The 26,846-nt window shown below is 36.7% G+C and carries 32 protein-coding genes; 24 read left to right on the forward strand and 8 right to left on the reverse strand.

Annotated features, from left to right (window positions below):
- The first annotated feature begins 54 nt into the window (after positions 1-54).
- Together J7E67_RS15800 and J7E67_RS15805 are read left to right on the forward strand one after the other, a co-directional pair.
- Positions 55-249 (forward strand): hypothetical protein, encoded by a 195-nt coding sequence (locus tag J7E67_RS15800; protein ID WP_088086251.1) that lies wholly within the window; start codon positions 55-57, stop codon positions 247-249.
- Between the two features lie 263 nt (positions 250-512).
- Positions 513-1,313 (forward strand): inositol monophosphatase family protein, encoded by an 801-nt coding sequence (locus J7E67_RS15805; RefSeq protein WP_214715980.1) that lies wholly within the window; start codon positions 513-515, stop codon positions 1,311-1,313.
- A 25-nt stretch (positions 1,314-1,338) separates the two neighbouring features.
- On the opposite strand, the gene J7E67_RS15810 is transcribed toward J7E67_RS15805, so the two are convergent.
- On the reverse strand, positions 1,339-1,524 hold the full coding sequence (locus tag J7E67_RS15810; RefSeq protein ID WP_214715912.1) for a YlaF family protein: 186 nt from the start codon (positions 1,522-1,524) through the stop codon (positions 1,339-1,341).
- A 179-nt stretch (positions 1,525-1,703) separates the two neighbouring features.
- On the opposite strand from J7E67_RS15810, the gene typA reads away from it, so the two are divergent.
- The 3 genes from typA to J7E67_RS15825 are packed head-to-tail and all read left to right on the forward strand — an operon-like array spanning position 1,704 to position 4,179.
- The gene (gene typA / locus J7E67_RS15815) at positions 1,704-3,542 is read left to right on the forward strand and encodes a translational GTPase TypA (protein ID WP_214732322.1); all 1,839 of its coding nucleotides are present in this window, start codon (positions 1,704-1,706) and stop codon (positions 3,540-3,542) included.
- A gap of 19 nt (positions 3,543-3,561) precedes the next feature.
- The gene (locus tag J7E67_RS15820) at positions 3,562-3,867 is read left to right on the forward strand and encodes a YlaH-like family protein (RefSeq protein WP_088086255.1); all 306 of its coding nucleotides are present in this window, start codon (positions 3,562-3,564) and stop codon (positions 3,865-3,867) included.
- A gap of 15 nt (positions 3,868-3,882) precedes the next feature.
- Positions 3,883-4,179, forward strand: coding sequence for a hypothetical protein (locus tag J7E67_RS15825; RefSeq protein WP_214715914.1), 297 nt, complete (start codon positions 3,883-3,885; stop codon positions 4,177-4,179).
- A gap of 90 nt (positions 4,180-4,269) precedes the next feature.
- Here the strand turns inward: J7E67_RS15825 and J7E67_RS15830 are convergent, their stop codons facing one another.
- Positions 4,270-4,470 (reverse strand): YlaI family protein, encoded by a 201-nt coding sequence (locus J7E67_RS15830; RefSeq protein ID WP_214715915.1) that lies wholly within the window; start codon positions 4,468-4,470, stop codon positions 4,270-4,272.
- Positions 4,471-4,639: 169 nt separating this feature from the next.
- Between J7E67_RS15830 and J7E67_RS15835 the strand changes: the two genes are divergently transcribed.
- Entirely contained in the window at positions 4,640-5,095 is a 456-nt protein-coding gene (locus J7E67_RS15835) for a pyridoxamine 5'-phosphate oxidase family protein (RefSeq protein ID WP_168242670.1), read from the forward strand.
- Between the two features lie 23 nt (positions 5,096-5,118).
- Here the strand turns inward: J7E67_RS15835 and J7E67_RS15840 are convergent, their stop codons facing one another.
- Positions 5,119-5,703, reverse strand: coding sequence for a YhcN/YlaJ family sporulation lipoprotein (locus J7E67_RS15840; protein WP_214715916.1), 585 nt, complete (start codon positions 5,701-5,703; stop codon positions 5,119-5,121).
- Positions 5,704-5,907: 204 nt separating this feature from the next.
- On the opposite strand from J7E67_RS15840, the gene J7E67_RS15845 reads away from it, so the two are divergent.
- Entirely contained in the window at positions 5,908-7,236 is a 1,329-nt protein-coding gene (locus tag J7E67_RS15845) for a PhoH family protein (RefSeq protein ID WP_214715918.1), read from the forward strand.
- Positions 7,237-7,276: 40 nt separating this feature from the next.
- On the opposite strand, the gene J7E67_RS15850 is transcribed toward J7E67_RS15845, so the two are convergent.
- Positions 7,277-7,774, reverse strand: coding sequence for a peptidyl-prolyl cis-trans isomerase (locus J7E67_RS15850; protein ID WP_214715919.1), 498 nt, complete (start codon positions 7,772-7,774; stop codon positions 7,277-7,279).
- A 223-nt stretch (positions 7,775-7,997) separates the two neighbouring features.
- Between J7E67_RS15850 and J7E67_RS15855 the strand changes: the two genes are divergently transcribed.
- The 3 genes from J7E67_RS15855 to pyc all read left to right on the forward strand — a co-directional run bounded on the left by J7E67_RS15855 (position 7,998) and on the right by pyc (position 13,199).
- A complete protein-coding gene (locus J7E67_RS15855; RefSeq protein ID WP_214715920.1) occupies positions 7,998-8,279 on the forward strand; it encodes an Fpa/YlaN family protein in 282 nt (93 codons plus the stop codon).
- A gap of 202 nt (positions 8,280-8,481) precedes the next feature.
- The gene (locus J7E67_RS15860) at positions 8,482-9,687 is read left to right on the forward strand and encodes an FtsW/RodA/SpoVE family cell cycle protein (RefSeq protein ID WP_214715921.1); all 1,206 of its coding nucleotides are present in this window, start codon (positions 8,482-8,484) and stop codon (positions 9,685-9,687) included.
- 68 nt (positions 9,688-9,755) lie between these two features.
- Positions 9,756-13,199, forward strand: coding sequence for a pyruvate carboxylase (pyc, locus tag J7E67_RS15865; protein WP_214732323.1), 3,444 nt, complete (start codon positions 9,756-9,758; stop codon positions 13,197-13,199).
- A gap of 41 nt (positions 13,200-13,240) precedes the next feature.
- Here the strand turns inward: pyc and J7E67_RS15870 are convergent, their stop codons facing one another.
- Positions 13,241-14,149: a COX15/CtaA family protein gene (locus J7E67_RS15870; protein ID WP_214732324.1), complete on the reverse strand. Its 909-nt coding sequence runs from the start codon at positions 14,147-14,149 to the stop codon at positions 13,241-13,243.
- 662 nt (positions 14,150-14,811) lie between these two features.
- On the opposite strand from J7E67_RS15870, the gene cyoE reads away from it, so the two are divergent.
- The 7 genes from cyoE to J7E67_RS15905 all read left to right on the forward strand — a co-directional run bounded on the left by cyoE (position 14,812) and on the right by J7E67_RS15905 (position 21,417).
- Positions 14,812-15,747 (forward strand): heme o synthase, encoded by a 936-nt coding sequence (gene cyoE, locus J7E67_RS15875; protein ID WP_251026798.1) that lies wholly within the window; start codon positions 14,812-14,814, stop codon positions 15,745-15,747.
- Positions 15,748-15,861: 114 nt separating this feature from the next.
- Positions 15,862-16,920 carry a cytochrome c oxidase subunit II gene (gene coxB / locus J7E67_RS15880; protein ID WP_214715925.1) on the forward strand — a complete coding sequence of 353 codons (1,059 nt, stop codon included), beginning with the start codon at positions 15,862-15,864 and terminating at the stop codon, positions 16,918-16,920.
- 31 nt (positions 16,921-16,951) lie between these two features.
- On the forward strand, positions 16,952-18,823 hold the full coding sequence (ctaD, locus tag J7E67_RS15885; RefSeq protein WP_374102984.1) for a cytochrome c oxidase subunit I: 1,872 nt from the start codon (positions 16,952-16,954) through the stop codon (positions 18,821-18,823).
- Positions 18,823-19,449: a cytochrome (ubi)quinol oxidase subunit III gene (locus tag J7E67_RS15890; RefSeq protein ID WP_214715926.1), complete on the forward strand. Its 627-nt coding sequence runs from the start codon at positions 18,823-18,825 to the stop codon at positions 19,447-19,449. The genes ctaD and J7E67_RS15890 overlap by 1 nt, the downstream gene beginning before the upstream one ends.
- 4 nt (positions 19,450-19,453) lie before the next feature.
- Positions 19,454-19,789 carry a cytochrome c oxidase subunit IVB gene (ctaF, locus tag J7E67_RS15895; protein ID WP_214715927.1) on the forward strand — a complete coding sequence of 112 codons (336 nt, stop codon included), beginning with the start codon at positions 19,454-19,456 and terminating at the stop codon, positions 19,787-19,789.
- 143 nt (positions 19,790-19,932) lie between these two features.
- Entirely contained in the window at positions 19,933-20,838 is a 906-nt protein-coding gene (gene ctaG, locus J7E67_RS15900; RefSeq protein ID WP_214715928.1) for a cytochrome c oxidase assembly factor CtaG, read from the forward strand.
- Positions 20,839-20,952: 114 nt separating this feature from the next.
- Positions 20,953-21,417, forward strand: coding sequence for a DUF420 domain-containing protein (locus J7E67_RS15905; RefSeq protein WP_214715929.1), 465 nt, complete (start codon positions 20,953-20,955; stop codon positions 21,415-21,417).
- Between the two features lie 55 nt (positions 21,418-21,472).
- On the opposite strand, the gene J7E67_RS15910 is transcribed toward J7E67_RS15905, so the two are convergent.
- Complete coding sequence (locus tag J7E67_RS15910) at positions 21,473-21,832, reverse strand: YugN family protein (protein WP_214732325.1); 360 nt, start codon at positions 21,830-21,832, stop codon at positions 21,473-21,475.
- A 192-nt stretch (positions 21,833-22,024) separates the two neighbouring features.
- Here J7E67_RS15910 and J7E67_RS15915 point away from each other — a divergent pair, with 192 nt between their 5' ends.
- Complete coding sequence (locus tag J7E67_RS15915; protein WP_214715932.1) at positions 22,025-22,459, forward strand: CBS domain-containing protein; 435 nt, start codon at positions 22,025-22,027, stop codon at positions 22,457-22,459.
- Positions 22,460-22,638: 179 nt separating this feature from the next.
- Entirely contained in the window at positions 22,639-23,718 is a 1,080-nt protein-coding gene (locus tag J7E67_RS15920) for a CAP domain-containing protein (RefSeq protein WP_214715934.1), read from the forward strand.
- A 17-nt stretch (positions 23,719-23,735) separates the two neighbouring features.
- On the opposite strand, the gene J7E67_RS15925 is transcribed toward J7E67_RS15920, so the two are convergent.
- Complete coding sequence (locus J7E67_RS15925; RefSeq protein WP_214715936.1) at positions 23,736-24,095, reverse strand: hypothetical protein; 360 nt, start codon at positions 24,093-24,095, stop codon at positions 23,736-23,738.
- 21 nt (positions 24,096-24,116) lie between these two features.
- The gene (locus J7E67_RS15930; RefSeq protein ID WP_168242685.1) at positions 24,117-24,599 is read right to left on the reverse strand and encodes a PaaI family thioesterase; all 483 of its coding nucleotides are present in this window, start codon (positions 24,597-24,599) and stop codon (positions 24,117-24,119) included.
- Positions 24,600-24,745: 146 nt separating this feature from the next.
- On the opposite strand from J7E67_RS15930, the gene J7E67_RS15935 reads away from it, so the two are divergent.
- The 5 genes from J7E67_RS15935 to J7E67_RS15955 all read left to right on the forward strand — a co-directional run bounded on the left by J7E67_RS15935 (position 24,746) and on the right by J7E67_RS15955 (position 26,818).
- On the forward strand, positions 24,746-25,150 hold the full coding sequence (locus tag J7E67_RS15935; protein WP_214732326.1) for a YlbD family protein: 405 nt from the start codon (positions 24,746-24,748) through the stop codon (positions 25,148-25,150).
- A 19-nt stretch (positions 25,151-25,169) separates the two neighbouring features.
- Positions 25,170-25,409 carry a YlbE-like family protein gene (locus J7E67_RS15940; RefSeq protein WP_214715940.1) on the forward strand — a complete coding sequence of 80 codons (240 nt, stop codon included), beginning with the start codon at positions 25,170-25,172 and terminating at the stop codon, positions 25,407-25,409.
- Positions 25,410-25,517: 108 nt separating this feature from the next.
- Positions 25,518-25,883: a hypothetical protein gene (locus tag J7E67_RS15945; RefSeq protein WP_088086279.1), complete on the forward strand. Its 366-nt coding sequence runs from the start codon at positions 25,518-25,520 to the stop codon at positions 25,881-25,883.
- 60 nt (positions 25,884-25,943) lie between these two features.
- Positions 25,944-26,387 carry a YlbF/YmcA family competence regulator gene (locus J7E67_RS15950; RefSeq protein ID WP_214715942.1) on the forward strand — a complete coding sequence of 148 codons (444 nt, stop codon included), beginning with the start codon at positions 25,944-25,946 and terminating at the stop codon, positions 26,385-26,387.
- A gap of 155 nt (positions 26,388-26,542) precedes the next feature.
- Positions 26,543-26,818 carry a YlbG family protein gene (locus J7E67_RS15955; RefSeq protein WP_088086281.1) on the forward strand — a complete coding sequence of 92 codons (276 nt, stop codon included), beginning with the start codon at positions 26,543-26,545 and terminating at the stop codon, positions 26,816-26,818.
- Positions 26,819-26,846 lie beyond the last annotated feature (28 nt).

Genomic DNA, 26,846 nt, shown 5'->3' on the forward strand with positions numbered 1-26,846 from the left:
ACAGTAAAAAAATAATCTGAAAAAATAGTTAAATTTAGGAAGGGGAGGAGAAACGTGAAACAACTTATGAATACCTCACTTAAAAAAGCAGGCGAAAAGGAAAGAACTGCAGTTTTGCGATTGGAAATGGATTATGAATTAGCAACATTATTCGAAGCGATTGAGGAAAAGAACGAGAAAAAAATGAAGGATTGCAAACAAAAATTAGAAAAAATCCGCCAAGAATTATTACGATTAAAAGCCCTTTGATAAATAAGACGGTTTTTTTATCCAAGGAGAAATAAATAAGAATGAATCGAAATAGAATATATCCTGAACTTATCTAAAACGAACTCCAGCAAAAAAGAGGGGGGTTCGTTTATTATTGCACTTTACTATAATTGGAACTTATAATACGCCAAAAAGTTGCTGTGTTACATCAATTTGATTAAGCTAAAGGTACATCATCTAATTTGTCCGGCATCATACTACATACATGAAAACTTATGAAGAAATAAGATATTTGGAGGAGAATTATGAACTGGGATCAAATTTATGCTCATGCAAAGGAATGGGTAAATGAGGCAGGGGTTAAAATCAGGTTATCTTTTAATGAAACATTAAATATTGAAACAAAAACGAACGCTAATGATCTTGTAACAAATATCGATAAAGAAATTGAACAATTTTTTATTAGTAAAATTAGAGAAGTGTATCCAGATCATAAAATAATGGGCGAAGAGGGATTTGGTGATTCACTTGATAATCTTGAGGGAATTGTTTGGATGATTGATCCAATCGATGGGACGATGAATTTCGTCCATCAACAAAGAAATTTTGCTATTTCCCTTGGCGTGTATGAAAATGGTGTTGGAAAGATCGGACTCATATATGATGTCGTACATGACGAATTGTATCATGCTAAAAGAGGAAATGGGGCCTATTTAAATGAAAAGCCTCTAGATGTACTAAAGGAAACAACCGTTAAGGAATCCATCATCGCACTCAATGCCACATGGGTGATGGAAAATCATCGGATCGATCACAATTTAATGATTCCTCTTGTTAAAGCAGCGAGAGGAACAAGGTCTTATGGTTCTGCTGCGCTCGAAATGGTTTTTGTTGCAACAGGAAGAGTGGATGCCTATATTTCCATGCGTTTATCACCATGGGATATTGCTGCTGGGGCAGTAATAATTGAAGAACTGGGTGGTATAGTGACAAATTTAAGGGGAGATAAGCTGAATTTCCTTTCGCAGGATTCTTTGCTTTCAGCTAAACCAGGCCTACACCAATCAATCTTAAAGGATTACTTAAAAGAGGGAAAATGGTAAAAAAGAAGCCAATCGAGGCTTCTTTTTATAACTCACCATTCTCGCGCATTTTTCTTTTTGTTTTAAAGCCCATTCCCATTATTACAATAATTGCAACGAAACAACCGATTGCTCCTATTAAGCTTTTTTCGCCTATTGCGATTCCAATCCCCATTATACTTGCGGCTGCAAGAATGGCATACACAAGTAAAGGCCACTTCACGTTTTTCATTATTTTATACCCCTTTATCATTGAAATACAGCTAGTTAAAGGCCCACTGTTTTAAGTATATTTTTATTCTACAATAAAATGGTTAGGGGTTTCCACTTTATTTGTGGTATAATGTTTTAGTTATAAATGAGAAACTATAAATAGTTTTATTTTTAAAATATAGGTAGGAGTGGAATTGTTTGAAATTAAGAGATGATATTCGTAATATTGCAATTATTGCCCACGTTGACCACGGTAAAACAACATTGGTTGACCAATTGTTAAAACAGTCAGGTACATTTCGTACTAATGAACATGTAGAAGAACGTGCAATGGATTCCAATGATTTAGAAAGAGAACGCGGAATTACCATTTTGGCGAAAAACACAGCTATTCAATACAAAGATAAACGAATTAATATATTGGATACTCCGGGACACGCTGATTTTGGCGGAGAAGTTGAACGGATTATGAAAATGGTTGATGGTGTATTGTTAGTAGTTGATGCCTATGAAGGCTGTATGCCACAAACTCGCTTTGTTCTTAAAAAGGCATTAGAGCAGAAGTTAACTCCAATTGTTGTTGTCAATAAAATTGACCGTGACTTTGCACGACCTGCAGAGGTAATTGATGAAGTGATCGATTTGTTTATCGAACTTGAAGCAACTGAAGATCAACTTGAATTCCCAGTTATCTATGCTTCGGCGATTAATGGTACAGCTAGTACAAACCCTGAAAAGCAAGATGAAAATATGCAATCCTTATATGATGCGATTGTTGAATATATCCCTGCCCCTGTTGATAATCATGAAGAGCCGTTGCAATTCCAAGTTGCCCTTCTTGATTATAATGATTATGTTGGCAGAATTGGAATCGGTCGTGTTTTCCGCGGTACGATGAACGTAGGTCAACAAGTAGCACTGATGAAGTTAGACGGTTCAGTTAAGCAATTCCGCGTCACCAAGATTTTCGGTTTCTTTGGATTAAAACGCCAAGAAATAGAAGAAGCCAAAGCCGGCGACTTAATTGCTGTTTCAGGAATGGAAGATATAAATGTGGGTGAGACAGTTTGTCCTGTTGAACATCAGGAAGCACTGCCGATTTTAAGAATCGATGAGCCAACATTACAAATGACTTTCGTCGTAAACAACAGCCCATTTGCCGGTAGAGAAGGGAAGTATTTAACTTCAAGAAAGATTGAAGAAAGACTTCGTTCTCAATTGCAAACTGACGTAAGTTTACGTGTTGATAACACGGATTCACCTGATGCTTGGATCGTTTCTGGACGTGGTGAGCTTCATTTATCAATTCTTATTGAAAACATGCGCCGTGAAGGTTATGAACTTCAAGTTTCAAAACCGGAAGTTATTGTCAAAGTTATTGACGGTGTACGCTGTGAGCCTGTTGAAAGAGTTCAAATAGATGTCCCAGAAGAACATACTGGTTCAGTAATGGAATCCATTGGTGCCCGTAAAGGCGAAATGATTGACATGATTAACAATGGTTCAGGTCAAGTACGCTTAATCTTTAATGTACCTGCACGTGGTTTAATTGGTTACACAACCGAGTTCTTAACAATGACTCGCGGTTATGGAATTATTAATCATACCTTTGACAGCTATCAGCCAATGTTACCAGGTCAAGTCGGCGGAAGACACCAAGGTGTTCTAGTGTCAATGGAATCAGGAAAAGCTTCGACTTATGGTATCATGCAAATTGAAGACCGCGGAACCATTTTCGTTGAGCCAGGTACGGAAATTTACGAGGGGATGATCGTTGGCGAAAACACTCGTGAAAATGATATCACCGTAAATATTACAAAAATGAAACAGGCGACAAATGTTCGTTCAGCTAACAAAGATCAAACATCTGTAATTAAAAAACCGCGTATTATGACATTAGAAGAGTCATTAGAATATTTAAATGATGACGAATATTGTGAGGTTACTCCAGAATCGATTCGTCTTCGTAAAAAAATTCTTGATAAAAACGAACGTGAAAGAGCAGCTAAAAAGAAAAAATTTGCTGAACAGAGTTAAGTAAAAGGAGTGCAAGAAGATGGAAGGATTCTCTCCTAGTCTTAGATTTTTCATTGAACTAACAGATGTAAAAACTGCTGTGTGGTTACAGTATTTATATATTGTAATTTTAGCGGCAATTGTATATAAGTTAGGCTTTGCAAAAAAACTGCCTCTTTTGAAAAACATCGTGATCTATATTTGCCTTTTAATTGGATGCTTTGTAATGCTTATTTTTTCTTATGCCTTACCAATTGCAGAAGGACTTGCAGGTGCGGCGGTGTTATTGATCATCTATAAAATACGCTTACATCAAACTAAAAAGCATCAGGCTGAAGCGAAGTAACGGGGGTTTAATTAAATGAAATCCGTACAGGATACACTATATAATTGGCTTACTATTAAGGTTGTATGCGACGCAAGGCCTGATGACACAGCAGCACGAGATACACTAAACCTTTTTGAAGAAATGATAGCTGATCTTCACCTCTCAAACATTGAGGTAACAAAAGATGATGTCATGTATTATGTTTCCTATCAGCAAGGAGAAGAAACTAAAAAAACTCGTTATCCTCAGGAATTAATTGAGGTTATGCTAGACCAAATCAATCAAGAGCCAGAAAAGTACGAGAATTACCCAATCGAAGAAGAAGAATAAAAAAACCATCATGTTCATTCCACTTTGGAATGAGCATGATGGTTTTTTCTTGTCCAGCTCCAGCGCCTAGGGACGCTACCGCTTTTCGTTTTACCAATCATCTTCTTCAGATTTCGCACGATATAATCGGAAATTGCCTGTTTCAAATCTGGCATTTGTTTTTTCAGTTATTCTTGTCTTACATTGTTTACACATATATGTATGGATGGGACGATTACGTAGACGCTTGGCCTCAAACGATTCATCTTCAATCGCTTCAATTTTATCGCAAATTACGCATTTAACTCTCATTAAGACACCTCTTTAACTATTTCTAATAACCGACTGTTTCCTCTAGTATATCATGGCAGAAAGTTTGAATGTAATCAATTGGTTTAATTTGATGAAAGCATGGGATAGTAGTAATATGAGAATATCTGTTTTTTAACAGGGTGAAGGAATAAGTAAAGGGGATGTTTTAATGGCAAACCAAGTGGAACCAAAGCTAATCAAGCCTTTATATGATGAACTGCAAAAGGAACGGTTCGTGACAGTGGCAACCGTAGATCATGAATCAGGGGGGCCAAATATTAGTTCTATTTCTTGGGTATTAGCAAAAGATGAAAGTACCATTTATTTTGCGGTGGATAATCGTTCCAGAATTCTTGAGAATTTAATTAATAACAATCAAGTCGTTATTAATATAATTGCTAATGAATCTACATACGCAATTCATGGGACAGCCCAAATAATAGAAGAGAGACTTAAAGATGTACCATTAAAGCTGGCTTTGATACAAGTAGCAATAACAGCAGTAAGGGATGTTATGTTTTATGGATCTAAAATTGTCTCTGAAGTTCAATATGATAAAACATATGATAAAAACGCTGCCCAAAAGTTAGACAATCAAGTTATGGAAGCAATGAGAAAAGCTTAGGAATCCCTAAGCTTTTCTCATTTTTATTTATAGTGATTAGATTGGTCTTCTTGTTCCTTTTCTAGTTTCTTTTTATCCTTTTCAGGAAGCTTTTTATCAGGTTTTTCGGTGGCATTTTTAGGGCTTGGAGTAATTAAGTCTCCTGGTATCTCAGGCATTAATCGACCGGCTACATCTGCTAGCTCCTCCATAATACCCTGTATTGGTCTGCCCTTATTAATATCTGTTTGTATTTCTTTTAAACGCTGTGTTGTATCAGCGTCAGCAACAACAACTGCTTTTGCTCCGTACGGATCCTTTTTTAAGCTTTCGGCTACAGAATATTTTATGGATCCAACTTGGGAACGATCAATTTTCGCGTTTACATCAATTCCGACCATCGCATATCTTCCTAATACCACTGCAGTTGCATCGTTAACATTTGGGATACTTGTCGCCAGCTTAACTAAACGTTTGGAGATTTCCTGCCCCGTTTTTCGGTCAACACTTTCAATGTAGCTGTTTTTTACCTTAACATATGATGCGTTCTCATTGTTTGTTAGTTCCCTTTTTGTACTGCAGCCGGCTAGGATCAGACATAACGCAGTAATAATTAAGGTTTTCTTCATTTATTACCCACCTCCGCATTGCTTATAAAAAATTTGAAATTAAGCCTCTCATACGAATTATTGAATGGTCTCACTAACATTTATTGTGCGGAACTCCTTCTATCTTTATTCCAATAAACATATATTTTACCAAAGTCCAATCTAGCAAAAGGGTTGTTCTGCAATTTAACAAATCTAACAACAAGTAAAGCAGGAGGCGTTGCTTTGAGCAAAATATACGTGTTAGATACAAATGTCTTATTACAAGACCCGTATTCCCTCTTCTCCTTTGAAGATAATGAAGTTGTTATTCCTGCAGTGGTTCTTGAAGAAGTGGACTCAAAGAAAAGGTACATGGATGAAGTCGGGAGAAATGCAAGGCATGTATCAAGGTTGATTGATGGACTTAGGGCATTAGGAAAGCTTCATGAAAAAATCCCGCTTGAGAGCGGGGGGACAATTAGAATTGAATTAAATCATCGTAGCTTTCATGAATTACAGGATATTTTTATTGAAAAAACAAATGATAATCGCATTCTTGCAGTGGCAAAGAATTTATACTTAGAGGAACAAACCAAGGAAAATGGGAAGCCGGTTATTCTAGTAAGTAAGGATACTCTCGTCAGGGTAAAAGCGGATGCCATTGGTTTAGATGCCGAAGATTTTTTAAGTGACCGTGTTGTAGACATAGATCATATATACACTGGTTTCTTTGAAGTATTGCTACCAATTGAATTATTAGGACGCTTTTATGAGAAAGGGGAGTTAAATCTCTCTGAACTGGCAAACCACCCATTTTATCCAAATCAATTTCTCGTTATGAAGGACGCCCTTGGCAGTTCAGCATCAGCCATTGGGATGGTCGACAAAACGAGTACGAAGGTAAAGAAATTAGCACTGAATCAAGACCATGTTTGGGGGATTCACTCAAGGAATGTGCAGCAGACTATGGCAATCGAATTATTACTTCGTAAGGATATTCATTTAGTCACATTAACGGGGAAAGCTGGTACAGGAAAAACTCTGCTAGCACTTGCTGCGGGATTAATGCAAACGGAAGATTTCAGGGAATATAAAAAACTATTAGTGGCTAGACCAATTGTACCTGTGGGAAAAGATTTAGGGTTTTTACCGGGAGAAAAACAAGAGAAATTAAGACCATGGATGCAGCCAATTTTTGATAATCTAGAATATCTTTTCAATACTAAAAAGCCTGGTGAACTTGATGCGATTTTAGCAGGTATGGGTTCGATTGAGGTAGAGGCATTAACGTATATTCGAGGCAGAAGTTTGCCAAAGCAGTTTATCATTATTGATGAAGCACAAAACTTAACGAAGCATGAAGTAAAGACCATCCTTACCCGTGTCGGAGAAGGCAGTAAAATTGTTTTAATGGGTGACCCAGAACAGATAGATCATCCATATCTTGATGCCTATAACAACGGTTTAACGTATGTTGTAGAAAAGTTCAAGGATCAAGTCATTTCCGGACATGTTAAATTAATGAAAGGGGAAAGGTCAGGATTGGCACTTTTGGCAGCAGATTTGCTGTAAATAATCCTTAAAAGTAAAACGGGCGCCCAAGGCACCCGTCTTATTTTATGATAAAACTCTTTATATTTTTAATTGGACTTTGTTGATTTGAACCATCACCTAAATAGACATGAACGGGACCATCTAACGTAAGTGGTTTACCTTTATCGGAGAAACCCAATATAAAATCATAGGCTGTTTCAAGAGGGTACTCATAGTCCCCCTCTGTGCTCTGAATTACAAAAGTGTGAGCATCACGAGCAGGCTCCGAATTTAATAAAAAAGGCTTCAATGGAATACCAAAGGTACCAGTTAACACCTTTTCCTTCTCGAATTTCTTTTCAGATTTCAATGTAGGAGGATAAATTGCACCCTCCATAATTTCACGGTCCCAATGCTTAGAAACAGCTTTAGTATATTCATCTAATGAATTGGTACTCTCTAATTTTGTTGAAAAAAAGGTCGTTAAATCAACTCGTCGGTCGTCGAAAATCCACACACCTGGATCAAGCGTGATCGAATATTTCACTTTTCCAGATATGATAATGATATTTTCCATTTTGCATTCCCCCTAAATCCTTGCATAATTAGTATAACTTTTTTTGGGCAAAATGTCATAATAGTAAAAGCAGGTTCCGTAAGAAGATACACCCTGTCTGAATAGCTGCCGTTTTAAACAAACTCCTTTGTGCAATCCACTTCATAGTTCTTGCAATTTTCCTTTGTAAACGGTAAAATTTATAGATAAGTTGAATTATCGCTCTGAAATGGGGGGATCAATGTTGGCGTCTGAAATGATCGTGAATCACCAGGATAAAGCATATGCCTTACTACAGGCTGACGCTGAAAAAATATTAAAGCTAATCAAAGTGCAAATGGACAATCTCACGATGCCTCAATGCCCTCTTTATGAAGAGGTATTGGATACACAAATGTTTGGTTTATCAAGAGAAATAGATTTTGCTGTTCGGTTAGGCTTAATAGATAGTAAAGATGGTAAGGCAATTCTAGATACATTAGAAAGAGAATTATCAGCGCTTCACGATTCATCGTTAAGGAAATAGTAGCAAAGAACTCAAACAATCCATGTTAATTGTTTGGGTTTTTTATTATTTCAAGAAAACAAAAACGGGCTCATCACTTTCCTTATTTCAGAATATTCTTTATTAAATTGTTGTAACAAATTAACTTTTCCTCAAGTAAAATTGTTTATTTTCTATTATAATAGGGTGATAAAAATCAATATTGAAAATGAGGACTTTTTAAATGCTGAAAAAAATATTGAAATCATATGATTATTCATTAATTATTGCCACCATCCTTTTGTGTATATTTGGACTTGTTATGATCTATAGCTCAAGCATGGCTTCCGCAGTTCAAAGGTATGGTTATCCACCTGATTATTTTTACCAAAAACAAAAAGTATGGCTGATGATTTTTACTGTGATCTTCCTTATCGCAGCAATTATTCCATATAAGATCATGATGTTCAAAAAAGTTCTGGTATTGATTGTGCTATCATCTATTTTATCTCTATTAGGATTATTTGTATTTGGGGTAGAAAAAAATAATGCGCAAAGCTGGTACTCCATTGGCACTTTCTTATTTCAACCATCGGAGTTTGTCAAGCTTGCAGCCATCATTTATTTAGCAGCCGTTTATGCGAAAAAGCAAGCCTATATCAATCAATTTAACAAAGGTGTTCTCCCGCCTCTAGTATATCTTTTTATCATATGTGCACTTATCATTTTTCAACCTGACTTCGGTACAGCTTCTATTATCATAGCCATAGCATGTATGATTGTTTTATGCTCTGGGATGAATTTTAAAAGTATCGGTAAATTACTTATTTTGGCGCTTATTGTCCTTCTGCCGCTTATTTTAGTTTCCTGGGGGAAGTTTTTTTCTGACGAACAACTAAGTCGTTTTGCTGTATTAGATAATCCTTTTACTGATAAATATGTAAATAATGAAGGTTTTCACTTGGCAAACTCCTATATCGCCATCGGTTCTGGTGGAGTAAATGGGTTGGGTCTCGGGAAAAGTATTCAAAAGCTTGGTTATCTGCCGGAATCACATACGGATTTCATTATGGCCGTAATTGCGGAAGAATTAGGGATTTGGGGTGTAGGATTCGTTATGATTCTCCTTTTTTATATTGTATTAAGGGGAATTTATATTGGCTTACAATGTAAGGACCCCTTTGGTAGTCTGCTTGCTATTGGTATTTCGAGTATGATTGGGATTCAGTCCTTTATCAATCTAGCAGGAGTTTCTGGGCTAATTCCACTGACTGGTGTACCGCTGCCATTTATTAGTTACGGAGGATCATCACTCTTGATGCTTGCGGGAGCGACAGGAATACTTGTAAATGTTTCTATGTTCTCGAAATATGAAAAAAAATATAAAAATAAACAGGATCAAGTCACTAATAGGAATCAATCAAAAGATGGCAAGGTTTTCTATATTTAATCAAAACGCGAAGGACAATATTTGCTTCTTCGCGTTTTTAAAAATACATAGAATATGAGGTGCTTTAAATGACAAGACAGATAAATAAAGTGTTGGTTGCCAATAGGGGAGAAATAGCGATAAGGGTTTTTCGCGCGTGTACTGAACTGAATATTCGAACAGTTGCAATTTATTCGAAAGAGGATTCTGGGTCCTATCATCGTTATAAGGCGGATGAGGCTTATTTGGTTGGGGAAGGAAAAAAACCAATTGATGCCTATTTAGACATTGATGGCATCATTGCTATAGCCAAAAAAAGCGGTGCAAATGCCATTCATCCAGGTTATGGGTTTATGTCAGAAAATATTCATTTTGCCAAGCGATGTGAAGAAGAAGGGATTATTTTTATCGGTCCGTCCATTACACAACTTGATATGTTTGGAGATAAGGTAAAAGCAAGGCATCAAGCAGAGCTAGCTGGAATACCAGTGATTCCTGGTAGTCCTGGTCCCGTAACAGAGGTCAGTGATGTTGAAGACTTTGTGGAAGTACACAAGTTACCCATAATCATAAAGGCCTCTCTTGGCGGAGGCGGGCGCGGGATGAGAATTGTTAAACGCATAGAGGAAATCCGTGAATCATTTGAACGAGCAAAGTCGGAAGCGAAAGCCGCTTTTGGGAATGATGAAGTTTATCTTGAAAAATTAATTGAAAGTCCTAAACATATCGAAGTGCAAATCATTGGTGATCGGCATGGGAATATTGTTCATCTTTTTGACCGCGATTGTTCTGTTCAAAGACGCCATCAAAAGGTAGTGGAGGTTGCTCCAAGTGTTTCTATTTCTGATGAGTTGCGAGAAAGGATTTGTGCGGCGGCCGTAAAATTGATGAAAAATGTTGATTACCTAAATGCAGGTACGGTAGAGTTTCTGGTTTCAGGAAATGACTTTTATTTTATAGAAGTAAATCCACGTGTACAAGTGGAACATACTGTAACAGAGATGATAACAGGAGTCGACATCGTGCAGACGCAAATTTTGGTATCAGAAGGGCACGAATTACATGGTCCAATTATCGGTATACCACCTCAAGAAAAAATTCAAATGAATGGATTTGCAATACAGTCAAGGGTAACAACAGAAGACCCCCTTAATAATTTTATGCCTGATACCGGTAAAATCATGGCCTATCGCTCAGGGGGCGGCTTTGGGGTGCGTCTTGATGCCGGAAATGGCTTTCAAGGAGCTGTTATTACACCGTATTATGACTCTTTATTAGTAAAGCTTTCTACATGGGCGTTAACCTTTGAACAAGCTGCATCAAAAATGGTTCGAAATTTACAGGAATTCAGGATTAGAGGGATCAAAACAAATATCCCGTTCTTAGAGAATGTTGTGAAGCATGAGAAGTTTAGGAATGGCGAATATGATACTTCATTCATTGATACAACACCGGAACTGTTCATTTTCCCATTCCGAAAGGACCGCGGAACTAAAATGCTGTCATACATCGGCACGGTCACTGTTAACGGGTTTCCAGGTATTGAAAAGAAGAAGAGACCAGTATTTCCGAAGCCAAGAATTCCTAATTTACCCTATGATTTACCGTATCAAGAGGGGACGAAGCAAATTCTTGACAAGTATGGTGCCAATGGACTTGTGGAATGGGTGAAGAATCAAAAGCAGGTCTTATTAACGGATACAACATTTCGGGATGCTCATCAGTCACTATTAGCAACCCGTATGCGGACGACTGATATTCTTCATATAGCTGAGCCCTCTGCAAAACTTTTACCTGATTTATTCTCTTTTGAAATGTGGGGCGGAGCAACTTTTGATGTTGCCTACAGGTTCTTAAAAGAAGATCCATGGGACAGATTGGTAACTCTACGCAGGAAAATTCCAAATGTACTGTTCCAAATGTTAATACGTGGGGCCAATGCTGTGGGATATAAAAATTATCCTGATAATTTGATTCGCGAATTTGTTGACCAATCTGCTTCAGCTGGAATTGATGTTTTTCGAATTTTTGATAGCTTAAACTGGGTAAAAGGTATGGAAGTTGCAATTGATGCGGTGCGTCAAAGCGGTAAAATTGCCGAAGCTTCGATATGTTATACAGGGGACATTTTAGATGAGACAAGGTCGAAATACAATCTTCACTATTATAAAAGCTTGGCCAAAGAGCTGGAACAACAAGGCGCCCACATCCTGGGAATTAAGGATATGGCAGGCTTATTGAAACCTGAAGCAGCGTACAGACTGGTTTCTGAGTTAAAGGAAACCGTTGATATTCCTATACATCTCCATACGCATGACACAAGTGGAAATGGTCTCTATACCTATGCACGTGCAATTGATGGTGGAGTGGATATTGTTGATACAGCATTGGGTACAATGGCAGCCCTAACTTCTCAGCCTAGCGCTAATTCGTTATTTTATGCACTTGAAGGGAATCCACGGAAACCAAAAGTAAATATCCAAGCACTAGAAAAATTGTCGTATTATTGGGAGGATGTCCGTAAGTATTATCAGGATTTTGAAAGCGGAATGATTTCCCCTCACACTGAAGTATATCAACATGAAATGCCAGGTGGGCAATATAGCAATCTCCAACAACAGGCAAGAGCAGTAAGCCTCGGTGAGCGTTGGGATGAAGTTAAAGAAATGTATTCACGAGTTAATATTATGTTCGGTGATATTGTAAAAGTGACGCCTTCATCAAAGGTTGTAGGTGATATGGCTCTATTTATGGTTCAAAATGATTTAAGTGAGGAAGATGTCCTTTTAAAGGGGCATATGTTAGATTTCCCTGATTCTGTCGTTGAATTATTTGAAGGATTTCTTGGCAGGCCATATGGAGGTTTTCCAGCGGAACTTCAAAAAATTATATTAAAAGGTAAAAAACCACTCGAAGTTCGTCCAGGTGAGTTGCTTGAACCGGTTGATTTTGAAAAATTGAAGGAAAAATTGTATAAAGAACTTGGCAGACAGGTAACGTCTTTTGAGATCATTTCGTATGCTTTATATCCAAAGGTATTTATGGAGTACATTAAAATGGATGAACAGTATGGAAATATTTCAGTACTAGACACTCCTACGTTCCTTTATGGAATGCGATTGGGTGAAGAAATAGAGGTAGAAATAGAAACGGGAAAAACATTAATTGTTAAACTTGTCTCTATGGGTCATCCTCAAGCTGATGGCACGAGGGTCGTTTATTTTGAGTTAAATGGTCAACCGCGTGAAGTCTTCATTAAAGATGAGAACATAAAATCTACGGTGGTATCTAGGCTGAAGGCAGACCCAAAAAACGAAAATCACCTTGCTGCCTCGATGCCGGGAACTGTGGTCAAAGTTGTCGTTGAAAAAGGGGAAAAGGTTGAACGTGGCGATCATTTAATGATTACCGAAGCGATGAAAATGGAAACTACAGTTCAAGCACCTTTTTCAGGCGTTATAAAGGATATCTATGTCACAAGTGGTGAGGCAATATTAACCGGTGACCTTTTAATTGAATTAACAAAAGCGTAATAAAAAAAGCTGCCAGGGAGTGGGTATCCCTGGCAGCTTTTTTATAGATTATTTTTTTTAGATCTAGAATATAACAAAAGGAAATAACTTAGGACGCCAAACAAACAAGTAATAAAGAAGGCGTGCAGCAGGGCGATATACAGATTTAAGCTGCTAAAAATAATCAAAGCTCCTGCAATCACTTGTAATGAAACAAGGATGAATGAAATAATCCAGCCCCAATAAAGAACTTTTTGGTTTTTGTAATGGCGAACAGTCAAATAAAGAATGTAAGTAATCCAGATAAAGATTAATCCAGCAGCGGCTCTGTGTCCCATTTGCACCCATTCGTACATATTGGAAGGCAAGGAAGGAGCGTCATTTAAACATAGCGGCCAGTCTCGACAAACCAAACTTGATTTAGTGTGACGTACGAGTGCGCCAGTGTAGATGACAAGATAACTATAAATGGAAACACCGACAATATGAAACCCCATTCTCTTATCGATATATAGTTTTTCTGCATCAAATCTCTTATCAATTTCAAATATTAGAAGTGTTAACAATAACACAGCAGAAAAGGATACAAGTGAAATACCAAAATGTAATGCGAGTACAAAACCAGATTGTCCCCATTTTACTGCAGCAGCCCCGATTAATGCTTGTAAAAGTAAAAAGAAAAAGGAAAGGAAGGAAAGAAATTTCGTTTCTCTAATATGTCCTATCGCCTTCCATGACCAAACAGAAAGAATTAGAACCATCATTCCAACTACTCCAGAGACAAGTCTGTGGGCAAGCTCAATAACTAATTCTGGAGTAATTTCCAACGGAAGAAATTTACCGTTACAAAGCGGCCATGATCTCCCGCATCCCATTCCAGAATCAGTCTTTGTGACTAGTGCTCCGCCAATTAAGATAAATATCATTCCGATGGTAGTAGCAACAGCCAACCATTTCAAAGATCTTCGCAAAAAATTCACCTCTTAAAAAGTTCAATAATTTGTCATTGGATAAACCTGACAGTATAATAGATTGGAAAGTAATTCGATTATTAAATTCCCTATTAATCATAACGAATAAAGTCGAAAAAGAACAGAAATTAAGTATAGATTTTAAGATAACTTAAATCAATAAAAACAGATGCGGAATAATAAAAAGTTTTCACTATTATTATAGTGAAAACCGTAGAAACTTAGCTAATGGTCTGTTAGAAATATATTAGTGGTAGTTTAATTAGAATTATTCATTTTTAGGTGTAAGAGGAATTAACTTTAAACTCTTCATGCAGACACTAGGATTTTTTATAAGTTCAGGGGATAATTTGCATAAATGGAACTATAAATCCATAAAAATCTAAGATAGTAACGATAAAATGAACTTTGTCACAATTTAGTCTAAAATTATTCAAAAAAAGTTCACAAAAATAACTAAAAGTGTGATTTAATATACAGAGAAAGTGTTTTAATTAGCACTATCTTTTAAAGCTGATTTTTTATTATGTCGAAAATAATTAATAGAATTTTTCTGAAAACGTTCCTTTTTTTTACAAATGAGGGCATATATAAATTAAGTATCAATTATCACTTACTTAAATGATGAATATTTGTTATTTAGGTTTAGGAGGAGAAACCAAATGTCGAACTCTAAGGCCTTCGGAGAAGCTGCTATTGATAATGGCGCTGCGAGCTTGCAAGCCAATATAAAAACCTCTGCATGGAAAGACTTTATGGCTCTTATCAAAATTGGAATTGTAAATTCCAACCTTATTACTACCTTTACGGGGTTATGGCTTGCACTACACTTTTCAGGACAAAGCTTTCTAAACAATTTAGATATCGTGTTTTTTACAGTTGCAGGATCGTCACTGATCATTGCAGGCTCATGTGCAATCAATAATTATGTTGATCGTGACATTGACCATTTAATGGAAAGAACAAAAGAAAGACCTACTGTAACAGGGAAAGTAGTTCCAATAAAAGTTCTCGTATTAGGTATTTTACTTATTGGACTGGGAACACTGTCTTTATTCTTTACTACGATGACTGCAACAGTAATTGGACTGCTTGGAGTTTTTAGCTATGTTTTCCTGTACACATTGTGGTCAAAGCGGCAATTGGTGTCCAACACTATTATTGGGAGCATATCAGGAGCAGTACCACCACTAATCGGATGGGCAGCAGTAGATGCTAATCTCGGTATCATGGCGTGGTCATTGTTTGTGCTAATGTTTGTTTGGCAGCCTCCGCATTTTTATGCGCTTGCGATGAGACGGGTTAAAGAATATAAAGCAGCTGGGATCCCAATGTTACCTGTAGTGAAGGGTTTTAAAACTACAAAAATTCACATAATCCTTTGGGTTGCTGCACTTCAGCCAATCCCATTTTTTCTTACCAAATTAGGAATCCCATTTCTAATACTTGCTATCGTACTAAATATCGGGTGGCTTGCATTAGGGATTTATGGATATAGAATCAAAGATGACATAAAGTGGGCAAAACTAATGTTTGTTTACTCTTTGCAATATTTAACTATTATTTTTGTAGCAATGGTTATAGTTACATTAATTTAGTTTTGCAAATGATTGTTTCTGGATGAAAGTGAAGGAAACAGTCTTACTACATACTTCTTTGATCCACCAAATGTTTTTAAGAATTTATTAGTGAAAGAGGGGTTTGATTAAGCTATGAAAAGGCTTGCAAAGTGGCGTTTAATATCGTTATTTGCGATTTTAGCGCTTGTACTCTCCGGATGTGGCGAACCGTTCCTTTCCACGTTAAAGCCTGCCGGTGAAGTTGCGAAAACGCAATATGATTTAATGAAGTTAAGTACTTTAATCATGGTTGGGGTTATTATTATTGTTGCGATCATTTTCGTTTTGATCTTGGTCCGTTTTAGAAGAAGGGATGACAGAATCCCAAAACAAGTAGAAGGAAGTCACAAATTAGAAATTATTTGGACTGTTGTGCCGATTCTTTTACTATTAATTCTTGCCGTTCCGACTGTGGCCGCAACCTTTAAACTTGCTGATGTATCTCCAATGGATAAGAAAAATACAAAGGCACTTGTAATTAATGTTCGGTCACACTTATATTGGTGGGACTTTGAATATCCAGGCAAAAAGATTGTTACAAGCCAGGAACTTGTTGTTCCTACAAATGAAAAGGTATATTTTAACTTGAAGTCATCTGATGTGAAACACTCATTCTGGATTCCAGCAGTAGGTGGAAAGTTAGATACTAATACTGAGAATATTAATAAATTCTGGTTAGAGTTTGACGATAAAAAAGCAAACGAAGCAGGAAATCTTTTCTATGGAAAATGTGCAGAACTTTGTGGTCCATCCCATGCTCTAATGGATTTTAAAGTAAAAGCTATTAGCCGGGACAAATTTGACGCTTGGGTAACATCGATGCAGAATGTTAAAGAACCACAAAAAGCCCAAACAGCTTCAGCGGCACAAGGACAAGAACTATTTAATAAAAGCTGTATTGGCTGTCATGCTGTAACACCATCAAACAAAATGCCTGAAACAGCACGTCTAGCACCAAACTTATCAAACTTTGGTGAACGATCTCGTGTAGCCGGTGTTTTGGATCATAATAAAGAAGAGTTGAAAAATTGGATTCGTAATCCAGAAACATACAAACCAGGTAACATGATGACAGGAAAATACCCGGAAATGTCTGAAAAACAGCTCGATGCTTTAGCAGACTATTTAATGGGGTTAAAGGCCCAGGAATAAATGGGGAATTGGTTGAAAGGGAGGTAAAATTGTGAGTACCTATGCTCAAAAAAAGGGATTTGGCGCAACTTTATGGGATTTTTTAACTACTGTTGACCATAAAAAAATTGCCATCCTATATCTCATTGCAGGTGGATTTTTCTTCTTAGTGGGCGGACTTGAAGCAGTATTTATCCGCATCCAACTTGCAGTGCCGAATAATGATTTTGTGAGTGCTGGATTATTTAATGAAATTATAACAATGCACGGAACAACGATGATTTTCCTTGCAGCAATGCCACTTGTATTTGCATTTATGAATGCGGTAATGCCATTACAAATTGGGGCACGCGACGTAGCGTTTCCATTTGTTAATGCGCTTGGATTTTGGTTATTCTTTTTTGGAGGAATATTCCTAAACCTATCATGGTTCTTAGGTGGGGCTCCTGATGCGGGATGGACATCTTACGCATCACTTGCACTTCATTCCCAAGGCCATGGCGTAGACTTTTATATCTTAGGTTTACAGATATCAGGTATAGGAACATTAATTGGTGGTATTAACTTCCTTGTTACCATCATTAACATGCGTGCTCCAGGTATGACATATATGAGAATGCCTTTGTTTACTTGGACTACATTTGTTACCTCAGCACTTATTTTGTTTGCATTTCCTCCATTAACAGTTGGTTTAGTTTTAATGATGTTTGACCGCTTGTTTGGTGCGAATTTCTTTGATGCCACTATGGGTGGTAATACGATTATTTGGGAACACCTTTTCTGGATTTTCGGTCATCCAGAAGTATATATTTTAATACTTCCAGCTTTCGGGATTTTCTCAGAGATTTTTCCGATTTTCTCAAGAAAGCGATTATTTGGATACTCTTCCATGGTATTTGCAACTGTATTAATCGGTTTCTTAGGCTTCATGGTATGGGCTCACCATATGTTTACTACAGGTTTAGGTCCAGTAGCTAATGCCATTTTCGCAGTTGCTACAATGGCTATTGGTGTACCGACCGGAATTAAAATTTTTAACTGGCTTTTAACAATGTGGGGAGGAAGTGTAAAATTTACCACTCCTATGCATTGGGCAATGGCGTTTATTCCATCATTTCTTGCTGGTGGAGTAACAGGGGTAATGCTTGCCTCCGCAGCAGCCGACTATCAATATCATGATACTTATTTTGTTGTTGCACACTTCCATTATGTAATTGTGGGTGGTGTGGTATTTGCAGTTTTTGCAGGTACACATCTATATTGGCCAAAAATGTTTGGTACCATGTTAAATGAAACACTTGGAAAAATTACTTTCTGGTTGTTCTTTATCGGGTTCCATTTAACATTCTTTATCCAACATTTCTTAGGTTTATGGGGAATGCCGCGACGCGTTTTCACATACCTTCCTGGTCAAGGATTTGACACTGCTAACATGGTTAGTTCTATAGGTGCTGCGTTTATGGGATTAGGTGTTATCGTAATGTTATTTAACATCATTATCACTTCTGTGAAAAATGTCAAAGTTGGTAATGATCCATGGGGAGACGGAAGAACACTTGAATGGGCAATCCCTTCTCCACCACCGTTTTATAACTTTAAGCAGCTTCCACTTGTACGTGGTTTAGATGCTTACTGGTTAGAAAAAATGGATGGTAAAAAAGGAATGACTCCGGCAGAGCCACTTGGTGATATTCATATGCCCAATTCGTCGTTTTTACCGTTTATGATGGCTCTAGGATTATTCATTGCGGCATTTGGTGCAATGTACCATGTAAATGATAAGGCTTGGGCATTACCAGTAATGATCATCGGATTATTAGTAACTTTTGGCTCCATGTTCTTACGTTCGGTGAAAGACGATCATGGATTTCATATTCACAAAGAAGACTTAATTGATGAGGATGATAAGGGGGTTAAGGCATAATGCACGCTGATGAAAAATTTACCTATGAAACATGGCCTGCTGCGCCGGAAAAATCAACCCTTGAATCCAAAAATAAATTCTTAGGTTTTTGGTTCTTCTTAGGGGGAGAGACAGTTCTTTTTGCCTCTCTCTTTGCCACTTACCTTGCATTGAAGGATAAAGTTCCTGATTCAAGTCATCATTTAGCAAAGGATTTATTTGAATTACCGTTAACATTTGTCGCGACTATGCTTCTGTTAACGAGTTCATTAACAAGTGTGTACGCAATGTATCATATGAAGAACTTTGCCTTCAAAAAAATGATGGTTTGGCTTGGTCTTACAGCTCTATTAGGTGCAGCTTTCTTAGGGCTGGAGGTTTATGAGTTTACCCATTATGTCCATGAAGGGCATACATTTACAAGCAGTGCTTTCGGATCTGCCTTCTACTCACTAGTTGGTTTTCATGGAGGACACGTTGCATTTGGTTTACTATGGTGTTTAACATTAATGTTTAGAAATTCCAAACGAGGCTTAGACCTTTACAACGCTCCAAAATTCTATGTATTTAGTTTATACTGGCATTTTATCGATGTTGTTTGGGTATTTATCTTTACAGTAGTATATTTAATGGGAATGGTGGGATAAACTGATGGCTAATCAACAATTAAATTCAGGTAACCCAAGAGTTGACATTGAATATCGTCGCAAGAAAAATGCAGAAGAGATGAGATATCAAGTGGTTTCTTTTGCATTGATGATTTTCTTAACTCTCATTGCTTTTGCGGCTGTTGCAATTAAAGGATTTAGTGCGTGGTTTACAGTTCCATTTATTATCCTTTTAGCTGTCGTTCAAGTTATTTTCCAACTATATTATTTCATGCATATGAGCCATAAAGGACATGAAGCACCATCGCTCTTTTTATACTCTGGTGTGATGGTTGGAGCAATAACTATTCTTACGTTTTCAACTATTATTTGGTGGTAATATGTTCAAAAAAGAAAATCGGCTAATGGCCGATTTTCTTTTTTAGACCTATTCAAGGGTTGTTTCCATTTTCTTTGCGTATCGTTTTGGCCAAGGGTATAATATAGTCAATAATACTTTTAAATCATAATGAGGTGATTTGGGTGCTTACATTAGATATATTCGGTTTTAAAGCACTTTGGAGCCCGTATTTTTTACTAATCTTGATAGTCATAACTGTAGGGTATTTTGTCCTTACAACAAAATACAGAAGCTTTTTTCCAGATGGTGAGCCATTAACGAAAACACAAGGAGCTTTGTTTTTATTATCAATGATCCTACTTTATGCCATTAAAGGATCTCCTGTTGATTTATTAGCACACCTTATGTTTTGGGTCCATATGATTCAAATGGCTGCTTTAGTGTTAATTGTACCACCACTATTTATCATGGCCGTACCTGACTGGTTTTGGAGAAAAATTTTCAGTGTTTCCGTTATTGATTCGCTTTTTAAGGTTTTCACAAAGCCACTTATAGCATTAATTGCATTTAACGGCTTTTTTTCTTTTTATCATGTACCTATCATTTTTGATCACATCATGCAAAATGCTTGGCTGCATGCTGGCTATTCAATCTTATTGTTTGCTGTCGCAATCTTTATGTGGTGGCCATTGCTTAATATGATGCCTGAACATCAGACATTAAATGGACTTAAGAAGGTTGGTTATATTTTTGCGGATGGGATTCTGTTAACACCAGCTTGTGCCTTAATCATTTTTGCAGATACACCAATGTATGCAACCTATTCTGATCCCCATGTTTGGGGACAAGTGATGAGCCTATGTGTGGGATCAGCGAACTTCGATAGTTTAAATTTGAGTGGTCCACAACTTTTTAGTTCGATGTCATTACTACATGATCAGCAGCTTGGTGGAGTTTTGATGAAAATTATTCAAGAAATTATATATGGTGTCATTCTTGGTCATGTTTTCTTCGAATGGTACCGTAAAGATCAATCAGACTCCGAACAGGAAATGAAGCAACCATTAAATCCGTTGCTCATTAAATAATCTCCCATACTCCTGGGAGATTTTTTTACTGATAAGCCTTAATCACTTGGGTATCATTTGAAAAGTCGTTGAACTACTATTATTATAGAATAAAAGAAAAGAGAGGACGTCTAAATGAATTCCTTACCGATATTACCTACTATTAGTACCTCATTTATTGTTTTAAGTGCTATAACTGTTGCAATTGGATGGTGGCAAATTAAGCAAAGACATATTGAGGCCCACAAAAAGACAATGTTTTTGGCTGCTATTTTTGCTGTAATCTTTTTTATTATCTATGCTTCTAGAACCCTCTTTATTGGAAATACTTCATTTGGAGGGCCAGATAATATTAAAATTTATTATACAATATTTTTAATATTCCATATTACACTTGCGACGACTGGAGCTGTATTCGGCATTGTCTCTATCCTGACAGGATACAAAAACAAACTTTCTATCCATCGAAAGCTCGGCCCGATAACTAGTTTCATTTGGTTTTTTACGGCGATCACAGGTGTTGCCGTATACCTATTGCTTTATGTATTTTATCGAGGCGGCGAGACAACATCTATGCTAAAAGCGATTCTTGGACTGTAAACAAATTGCTTCCTAATAATAAAAAGACGCATGAGAACCATGCGTCTTTTTTCGATTATAATGCAAACTTACTTACTTCTGCTTTTACTTCATCGAGGATCTTTTTACATTGATTCACAAGTGAAGTTGGGAAGCTTTCGCCTTCACCATATTCTACACCATGCGGGTAATAATGTTTGCCTAAAAGCGGTGTCATTAATTGAATAGTTGCTTTATCCGCACCAATATCGCCCTCAACCGCATGACCCCGTACACGCAAGTAAAATACCCCTTCTTTTAATTCAAACTTGCGGTCGTATGTAACTCGTTCGTAGTCCCATTGTCCTTCGCGAACTAAACCGTGATCTAACATTACCTCATCTAAACGGTTTAAGTCAGCCTTTAACTTTTCAATTTCAGTATTCTCGAATTTCATAATGAATCCCTCCTAAAAACAATACCATTGCCCCTATGTTTCCTATTTAAGTAGGAAAGCAATAATAATTCAATTTAATAATAGTTGAAAATGTTTCAACTTGCAATGAATACCTTCAGCGAATAAAACAATATTGGTAGGATACCCTAAAATAATGGTAAGAGGAATTAAATAAACCTAGGGGGCAGTAAAATGGAAAAAATCCGAGATATAATGACTGAAGAGGTAGAATGCTGTACGTTACTTGATAATGTTTATGAAGTCGCCTTAAAGATGAAGCAATTAAATGTTGGGGCTATACCAATTATTGACCAGGAAAAGCTAGTCGGAATGATTACAGACCGAGATATTGTTGTTCGAGGTGTTGCTGAAAAACATCCTGGTTCAACAAAAGTAGAAGATATCATGAGTAATGACCTTATTACTGTTACTCCTGATTCTTCCAGTAAAGATGCAGCAAAATTAATGGCAAACCATCAAATCCGACGATTACCTGTGGTAGAGGAAGGTAAGTTAATAGGAATTGTTTCCCTTGGTGATTTCGCGATTCGCGAATTGACTGACGACCAAGCAAAAGAGGCATTAACGGAAATATCTGAGCAAAATTATAATGGAGTACAACATTAAAAATTATTATATAAAAAAATAGTTTTACCTTTAGAAAACAGGTACTCATCGTGCCTGTTTTCTTTTCATCAGTTCATTTGTCTGACATTTTTGATTATGACTATTACTATTCAAGATATTGATGATATAATAATTTTATCTATACATATAATGATACATGAAAGTAATAGAGAGGGTGAATGCCTCTGCGTACACTGACTAGAATTCTTATTCTTTCAGCAGTTTTCTTAACTATCGGTTTTTATGTGAGTATAAACGAAAATAACGATAGTAATATTTTAATTAAAGAAGATCGTACTTCAGAAATGAAACAACCTATTTCACAAAATCCTGATAATAAGCCAAGTAAAAAAATAGTCTCGGAAAAACCAAAAGAAGGTTTGGCTTTATTAATTGGGAAAAATGAAGGTGAATTAGAAAAAATACTTGGTTCACCAGCTCGGATTGATGAGTCAATGTATGGTTATCAGTGGTATATTTATAATCAAGACGATAAAAAGTATGTCCAAGTGGGTGTTGAAAATAAACGTGTAGTTACGATTTTCGCGATAGGCCAAAATCTTGATGTAGCACCTTTTGAAATAGGAGAGCCGGTTGAGGAAATCTTTAATACGCATTATATTGATACAAATATTAAGATTGACTTTAATGGTAATTCGTATCATTTTGAATTGAATGATGCTGATTTAAATCTTCGGCCAATGGTGCAATTGGGTGATGTCTTTGTCCAGCTCTACATAGATAAATTTACTGGCAATCTTTCTAGTGTTCGGTTCCTTAATGCAGAAACACTAATTAAACAAAGGCCATATGAACTTGTTTATAGTGGATATTTAATCAAAGCACCTGAACCTAGTGAGGAAAGGCGGCGTGCCATTGAAGAAGATACGGAACAAGAGATATTTGACCTAACGAATGTCTTACGAGTAAGACATAAATTAAAGGAATTAAAATGGGATGAGAATACGGCAGAGGCCGCGTTTGAGCACAGTAAGGATATGTCAGTAAACAACGACTTTTCACATACTTCCAAGAAATTTGGAGATCTTACCAAACGATTAAAAACGGCCCATGTGGTTTACCAGGCTGCAGGCGAGAATATTGCTGCAAATTATACAGATGGACCAGCTGTTGTCGAGGGTTGGCTAAATAGTAAAGGACACCGTGAGTCACTGTTAAACAAGGAATACTCTCATCTTGGTGTAGGGGTATTCCAAAAGTACTATACCCAAAACTTTATATCAAAAACAGAACAATGAAAAAGGTGACGATTAGGTCACCTTTTTTCAATCTTATATTGATTAAATATAAATCTGTTTTGCTCCCATTTCCCGTATAATCGGATTACTTCCCCCACATTAAAAGACTCTTTATTGAAATTGTTAGTAATGGGTGTGATCTTTTGGGCGGTGATTAGTTTTGTTACTGTTTGTAGTTTTAAGGACTGAACATAAATGTAGCGATGATAATAAAACCGTTGCTTCTCTTCGATAATACTTTTAATTTCACCTGTTATGATTGCTTCTTGCTGTACTTGGCCAGTATCAAGCCACTTTGTATCGTGCTCCTTCATCTCTTTTTTTGTAAGCCAAAAAAAGTAAAAGCAAATAATTGGGATTACGATGGCGGTGACCATTATTGATCACACCTCCGCTTATTATTTTTTTATAATAAAGAATGTACCTGTGGCATAGGCGATTTTTTTTCCGTCACTCCGATATGCTTCACCTGAGATGACCATTGTTTTGCTGCCGCTATGAACAATTTCCGCTTTACTGTAGAGTGTTTCTCCGATACCTGGTGCTATGTAATGGATATTCAATTGATTTGTTACGGCTCCATAACCATCTGGTAGAAGATAATTAGCCAGACTCCCCATTGCTGTATCAAGTACCGTCGCAGTAATCCCACCATGGACAATATCTAGGTTGTTATTAAGAGTTGGGTCTAAAGGAATCGTAATTTCGCAAGTTTTCTCATTTAGTTTTCTATCCATTTGTAGAATTCCGTCAATATATGTACTTCGCTTTTGTTTAATTTTTACTTGGAATCCCGATAAAAGGTAGGCAAGAGAATTTAAATCAGTCTCTGAACCAGTTTCAATACATGTTTCTAATAATCGACGTAATTCATCTTTCATTATACTTACCTCTTTCATTTCTTTGTCTTTTGACATCTTACCATTTACAAGGCAAATATTAAATATTTTAATCTCGGTGTTCTTTCACATTTGTAAAATTCTTTCATATTGTATTACTGGGAATAATATGGGCTGAGGTGAGATAAATGACACAAAAAAAATTACACCCTTCCGTGTCACAATTCAAAGAATTTGTTAAAAACAATCCAAAACTAATCAAAGAAGTACGGAAAGGGAAGGCAACTTGGCAGGAACTATATGAAGACTGGTATTTATTAGGTGAAGAAGATAGCCGCTGGGAATCGATGGGATCTGATACTGGATCAGTCGATGAAACGAGCACAGAATCTAAAGGTGATTGGCTTTCTAATATTATGGGAATGGTTAAGAAAATGGATCCGAATCAAATGCAAAACCACATGAATAACCTAAGTCAGGCTCTGGGGGCGATCCAAGGTGTAATTTCACAATTTCAAGGAGAAACCCCTGGTACAGGTCCTGTTAAGCCGTCAGAAGGACCTAAACATCCATTTGTGTTTAGAAAAGATTGATGGAAAGGAACTTTAACTTATGCGAAGAGATATACTGCAATATATTGAAAGTCAAAAGGACTTAAAACAATTCATTCGCGAACAACCAATATGGTATAGAAAGCTGTCAAGAAATCCATATGATTTGCAATCGCTTGAAATTGAATCCTTACACTATTATAAGAAAACAATTCCTGACCAAGTGAATAAGTTTTCGAATAATGTACAAATGGCTTCGATGATGTATCACATGTTTCAGGCGATGAAAAATCAAAATTAAACAAAGTCACAGGATTTATTTTGTGGCTTTTTTTATTTGTCATAGCGGAGTAAGACTAAAAAAAGAAAAGGAGGCGAACAATACAAGCAAAAGAAGGAGTGAATTTAAATGAAAAAGCTAGTTCCGCAGTTAGTCCTAATGATCTTTTTGATTGGAATCCTTACTGGATTTAATAATGTCTTACCTAGAACTGAAATTCCTTCACTATATGTTCACCACCAGATCAAAAGTGATACAGTTTTAATTAATTGTATTGTTACAGGAATCAGCTTCCGTGACGCAGACCCTTCAAAAGGAAGAATCGGGAAGATTGTTGTTTGGGTGGATGGAAAGAAAAATAGCGAGGTTAAAGCGGCAGCTTTTATAATTAAAGGTTTTTCACCGGGAACCCATAAGGTAAAGTTAGAAGTTGTCAATCCAAATAATGAACCGTATGGATTAGCGAAAGAATTTATGGTAAATATCCCTAGATAAACTGAAATTTTCACATTACCACCACTTTCATGTTAAAATATCTTTGGAGGTGGGCGTAAAATGCTTGCTACGTTAGAGAGAGTCGAATTATTGGAACAAGCTGAGCAATTAGCAAAGATGGTATTAGAATCTGAAATAGCCGAACAATATCAAATATGTTTATATAAATTACAAAATAACAAGGAAACACAGCGGAAAATAAGTCAATTCGTTCGTCTAAAGGAGCTATATGACGAGGTCCAGCGGTTTGGTAAATACCATCCTGATTATAAAAAGGTAATGACACAAATCCGCGAAAATAAAAGGGAAATGGATATGGATCCTCTGGTAGCAGAATTCAAATTGGCTGAGAATGATTTGCAAGACCTACTAGATGCAATTAGTATTATTGTAGGCGGTGCGGTCTCTGAACATATAAAAGTTCCAACAGGAAATCAGTTTTTTGAAACGAAAACCAGCCACGTTAGTGGTTGTGGCGGTGGAGGAAGCTGTGGGTGCGGCTGAAAAATCAGCGAATTGTGCTGATTTTTTTTTTGTAATGTCAATCTTTTCAGATTTTAAGCACTTATCTGGAATAAGTAGCAAAGTTTGAATTGAAAAGGAACGTTTTAATATGCTAGACTTATGTAAAATGATGGTTTGTTGAAGGGGAAAAAAGTATGTTTGTTCAAAGACAAGGATTGGTTGTTTGGCTTTACTCGTTAAAACAAGCTAAAATGCTTCGGCGTTTCGGAAACGTTCATTACGTTTCAAAAAAGTTGAAGTATGTTGTTCTGTATTGTAATCAAGAAGAGTTGAATGAAATAATGGAAAAGTTGAATTCTTTTTCGTTTGTAAAGAAAGTAGAACCTTCATATAAACCATTTTTAAGAATGGAGTATGAGAATTCGGCGCCAGATAAAGCAAAGGAATATGATTATAAAATGGGTATTTAAAAAGGTGAGGGCGTTTCCCTCACCTTTT

It is taken from the genome of Bacillus sp. ISL-46 (genome assembly GCF_018613205.1).

Bases quoted from the DNA above. Each gene is read 5' to 3' on its own strand.
- J7E67_RS15810 (WP_214715912.1), bottom strand. From the start codon at position 1,524: ATGAAAAACGTGAAGTGGCCTTTACTTGTGTATGCCATTCTTGCAGCC.
- J7E67_RS15820 (WP_088086255.1), top strand. From the start codon at position 3,562: ATGGAAGGATTCTCTCCTAGTCTTAGATTTTTCATTGAACTAACAGAT.
- J7E67_RS15825 (WP_214715914.1), top strand. From the start codon at position 3,883: ATGAAATCCGTACAGGATACACTATATAATTGGCTTACTATTAAGGTT.
- J7E67_RS15830 (WP_214715915.1), bottom strand. From the start codon at position 4,470: ATGAGAGTTAAATGCGTAATTTGCGATAAAATTGAAGCGATTGAAGAT.
- J7E67_RS15835 (WP_168242670.1), top strand. From the start codon at position 4,640: ATGGCAAACCAAGTGGAACCAAAGCTAATCAAGCCTTTATATGATGAA.
- J7E67_RS15840 (WP_214715916.1), bottom strand. From the start codon at position 5,703: ATGAAGAAAACCTTAATTATTACTGCGTTATGTCTGATCCTAGCCGGC.
- J7E67_RS15850 (WP_214715919.1), bottom strand. From the start codon at position 7,774: ATGGAAAATATCATTATCATATCTGGAAAAGTGAAATATTCGATCACG.
- J7E67_RS15860 (WP_214715921.1), top strand. From the start codon at position 8,482: ATGCTGAAAAAAATATTGAAATCATATGATTATTCATTAATTATTGCC.
- pyc (WP_214732323.1), top strand. From the start codon at position 9,756: ATGACAAGACAGATAAATAAAGTGTTGGTTGCCAATAGGGGAGAAATA.
- cyoE (WP_251026798.1), top strand. From the start codon at position 14,812: ATGTCGAACTCTAAGGCCTTCGGAGAAGCTGCTATTGATAATGGCGCT.
- coxB (WP_214715925.1), top strand. From the start codon at position 15,862: ATGAAAAGGCTTGCAAAGTGGCGTTTAATATCGTTATTTGCGATTTTA.
- J7E67_RS15890 (WP_214715926.1), top strand. From the start codon at position 18,823: ATGCACGCTGATGAAAAATTTACCTATGAAACATGGCCTGCTGCGCCG.
- ctaF (WP_214715927.1), top strand. From the start codon at position 19,454: ATGGCTAATCAACAATTAAATTCAGGTAACCCAAGAGTTGACATTGAA.
- J7E67_RS15905 (WP_214715929.1), top strand. From the start codon at position 20,953: ATGAATTCCTTACCGATATTACCTACTATTAGTACCTCATTTATTGTT.
- J7E67_RS15910 (WP_214732325.1), bottom strand. From the start codon at position 21,832: ATGAAATTCGAGAATACTGAAATTGAAAAGTTAAAGGCTGACTTAAAC.
- J7E67_RS15915 (WP_214715932.1), top strand. From the start codon at position 22,025: ATGGAAAAAATCCGAGATATAATGACTGAAGAGGTAGAATGCTGTACG.
- J7E67_RS15920 (WP_214715934.1), top strand. From the start codon at position 22,639: ATGCCTCTGCGTACACTGACTAGAATTCTTATTCTTTCAGCAGTTTTC.
- J7E67_RS15925 (WP_214715936.1), bottom strand. From the start codon at position 24,095: ATGGTCACCGCCATCGTAATCCCAATTATTTGCTTTTACTTTTTTTGG.
- J7E67_RS15930 (WP_168242685.1), bottom strand. From the start codon at position 24,599: ATGAAAGATGAATTACGTCGATTATTAGAAACATGTATTGAAACTGGT.
- J7E67_RS15935 (WP_214732326.1), top strand. From the start codon at position 24,746: ATGACACAAAAAAAATTACACCCTTCCGTGTCACAATTCAAAGAATTT.
- J7E67_RS15940 (WP_214715940.1), top strand. From the start codon at position 25,170: ATGCGAAGAGATATACTGCAATATATTGAAAGTCAAAAGGACTTAAAA.
- J7E67_RS15945 (WP_088086279.1), top strand. From the start codon at position 25,518: ATGAAAAAGCTAGTTCCGCAGTTAGTCCTAATGATCTTTTTGATTGGA.
- J7E67_RS15950 (WP_214715942.1), top strand. From the start codon at position 25,944: ATGCTTGCTACGTTAGAGAGAGTCGAATTATTGGAACAAGCTGAGCAA.
- J7E67_RS15955 (WP_088086281.1), top strand. From the start codon at position 26,543: ATGTTTGTTCAAAGACAAGGATTGGTTGTTTGGCTTTACTCGTTAAAA.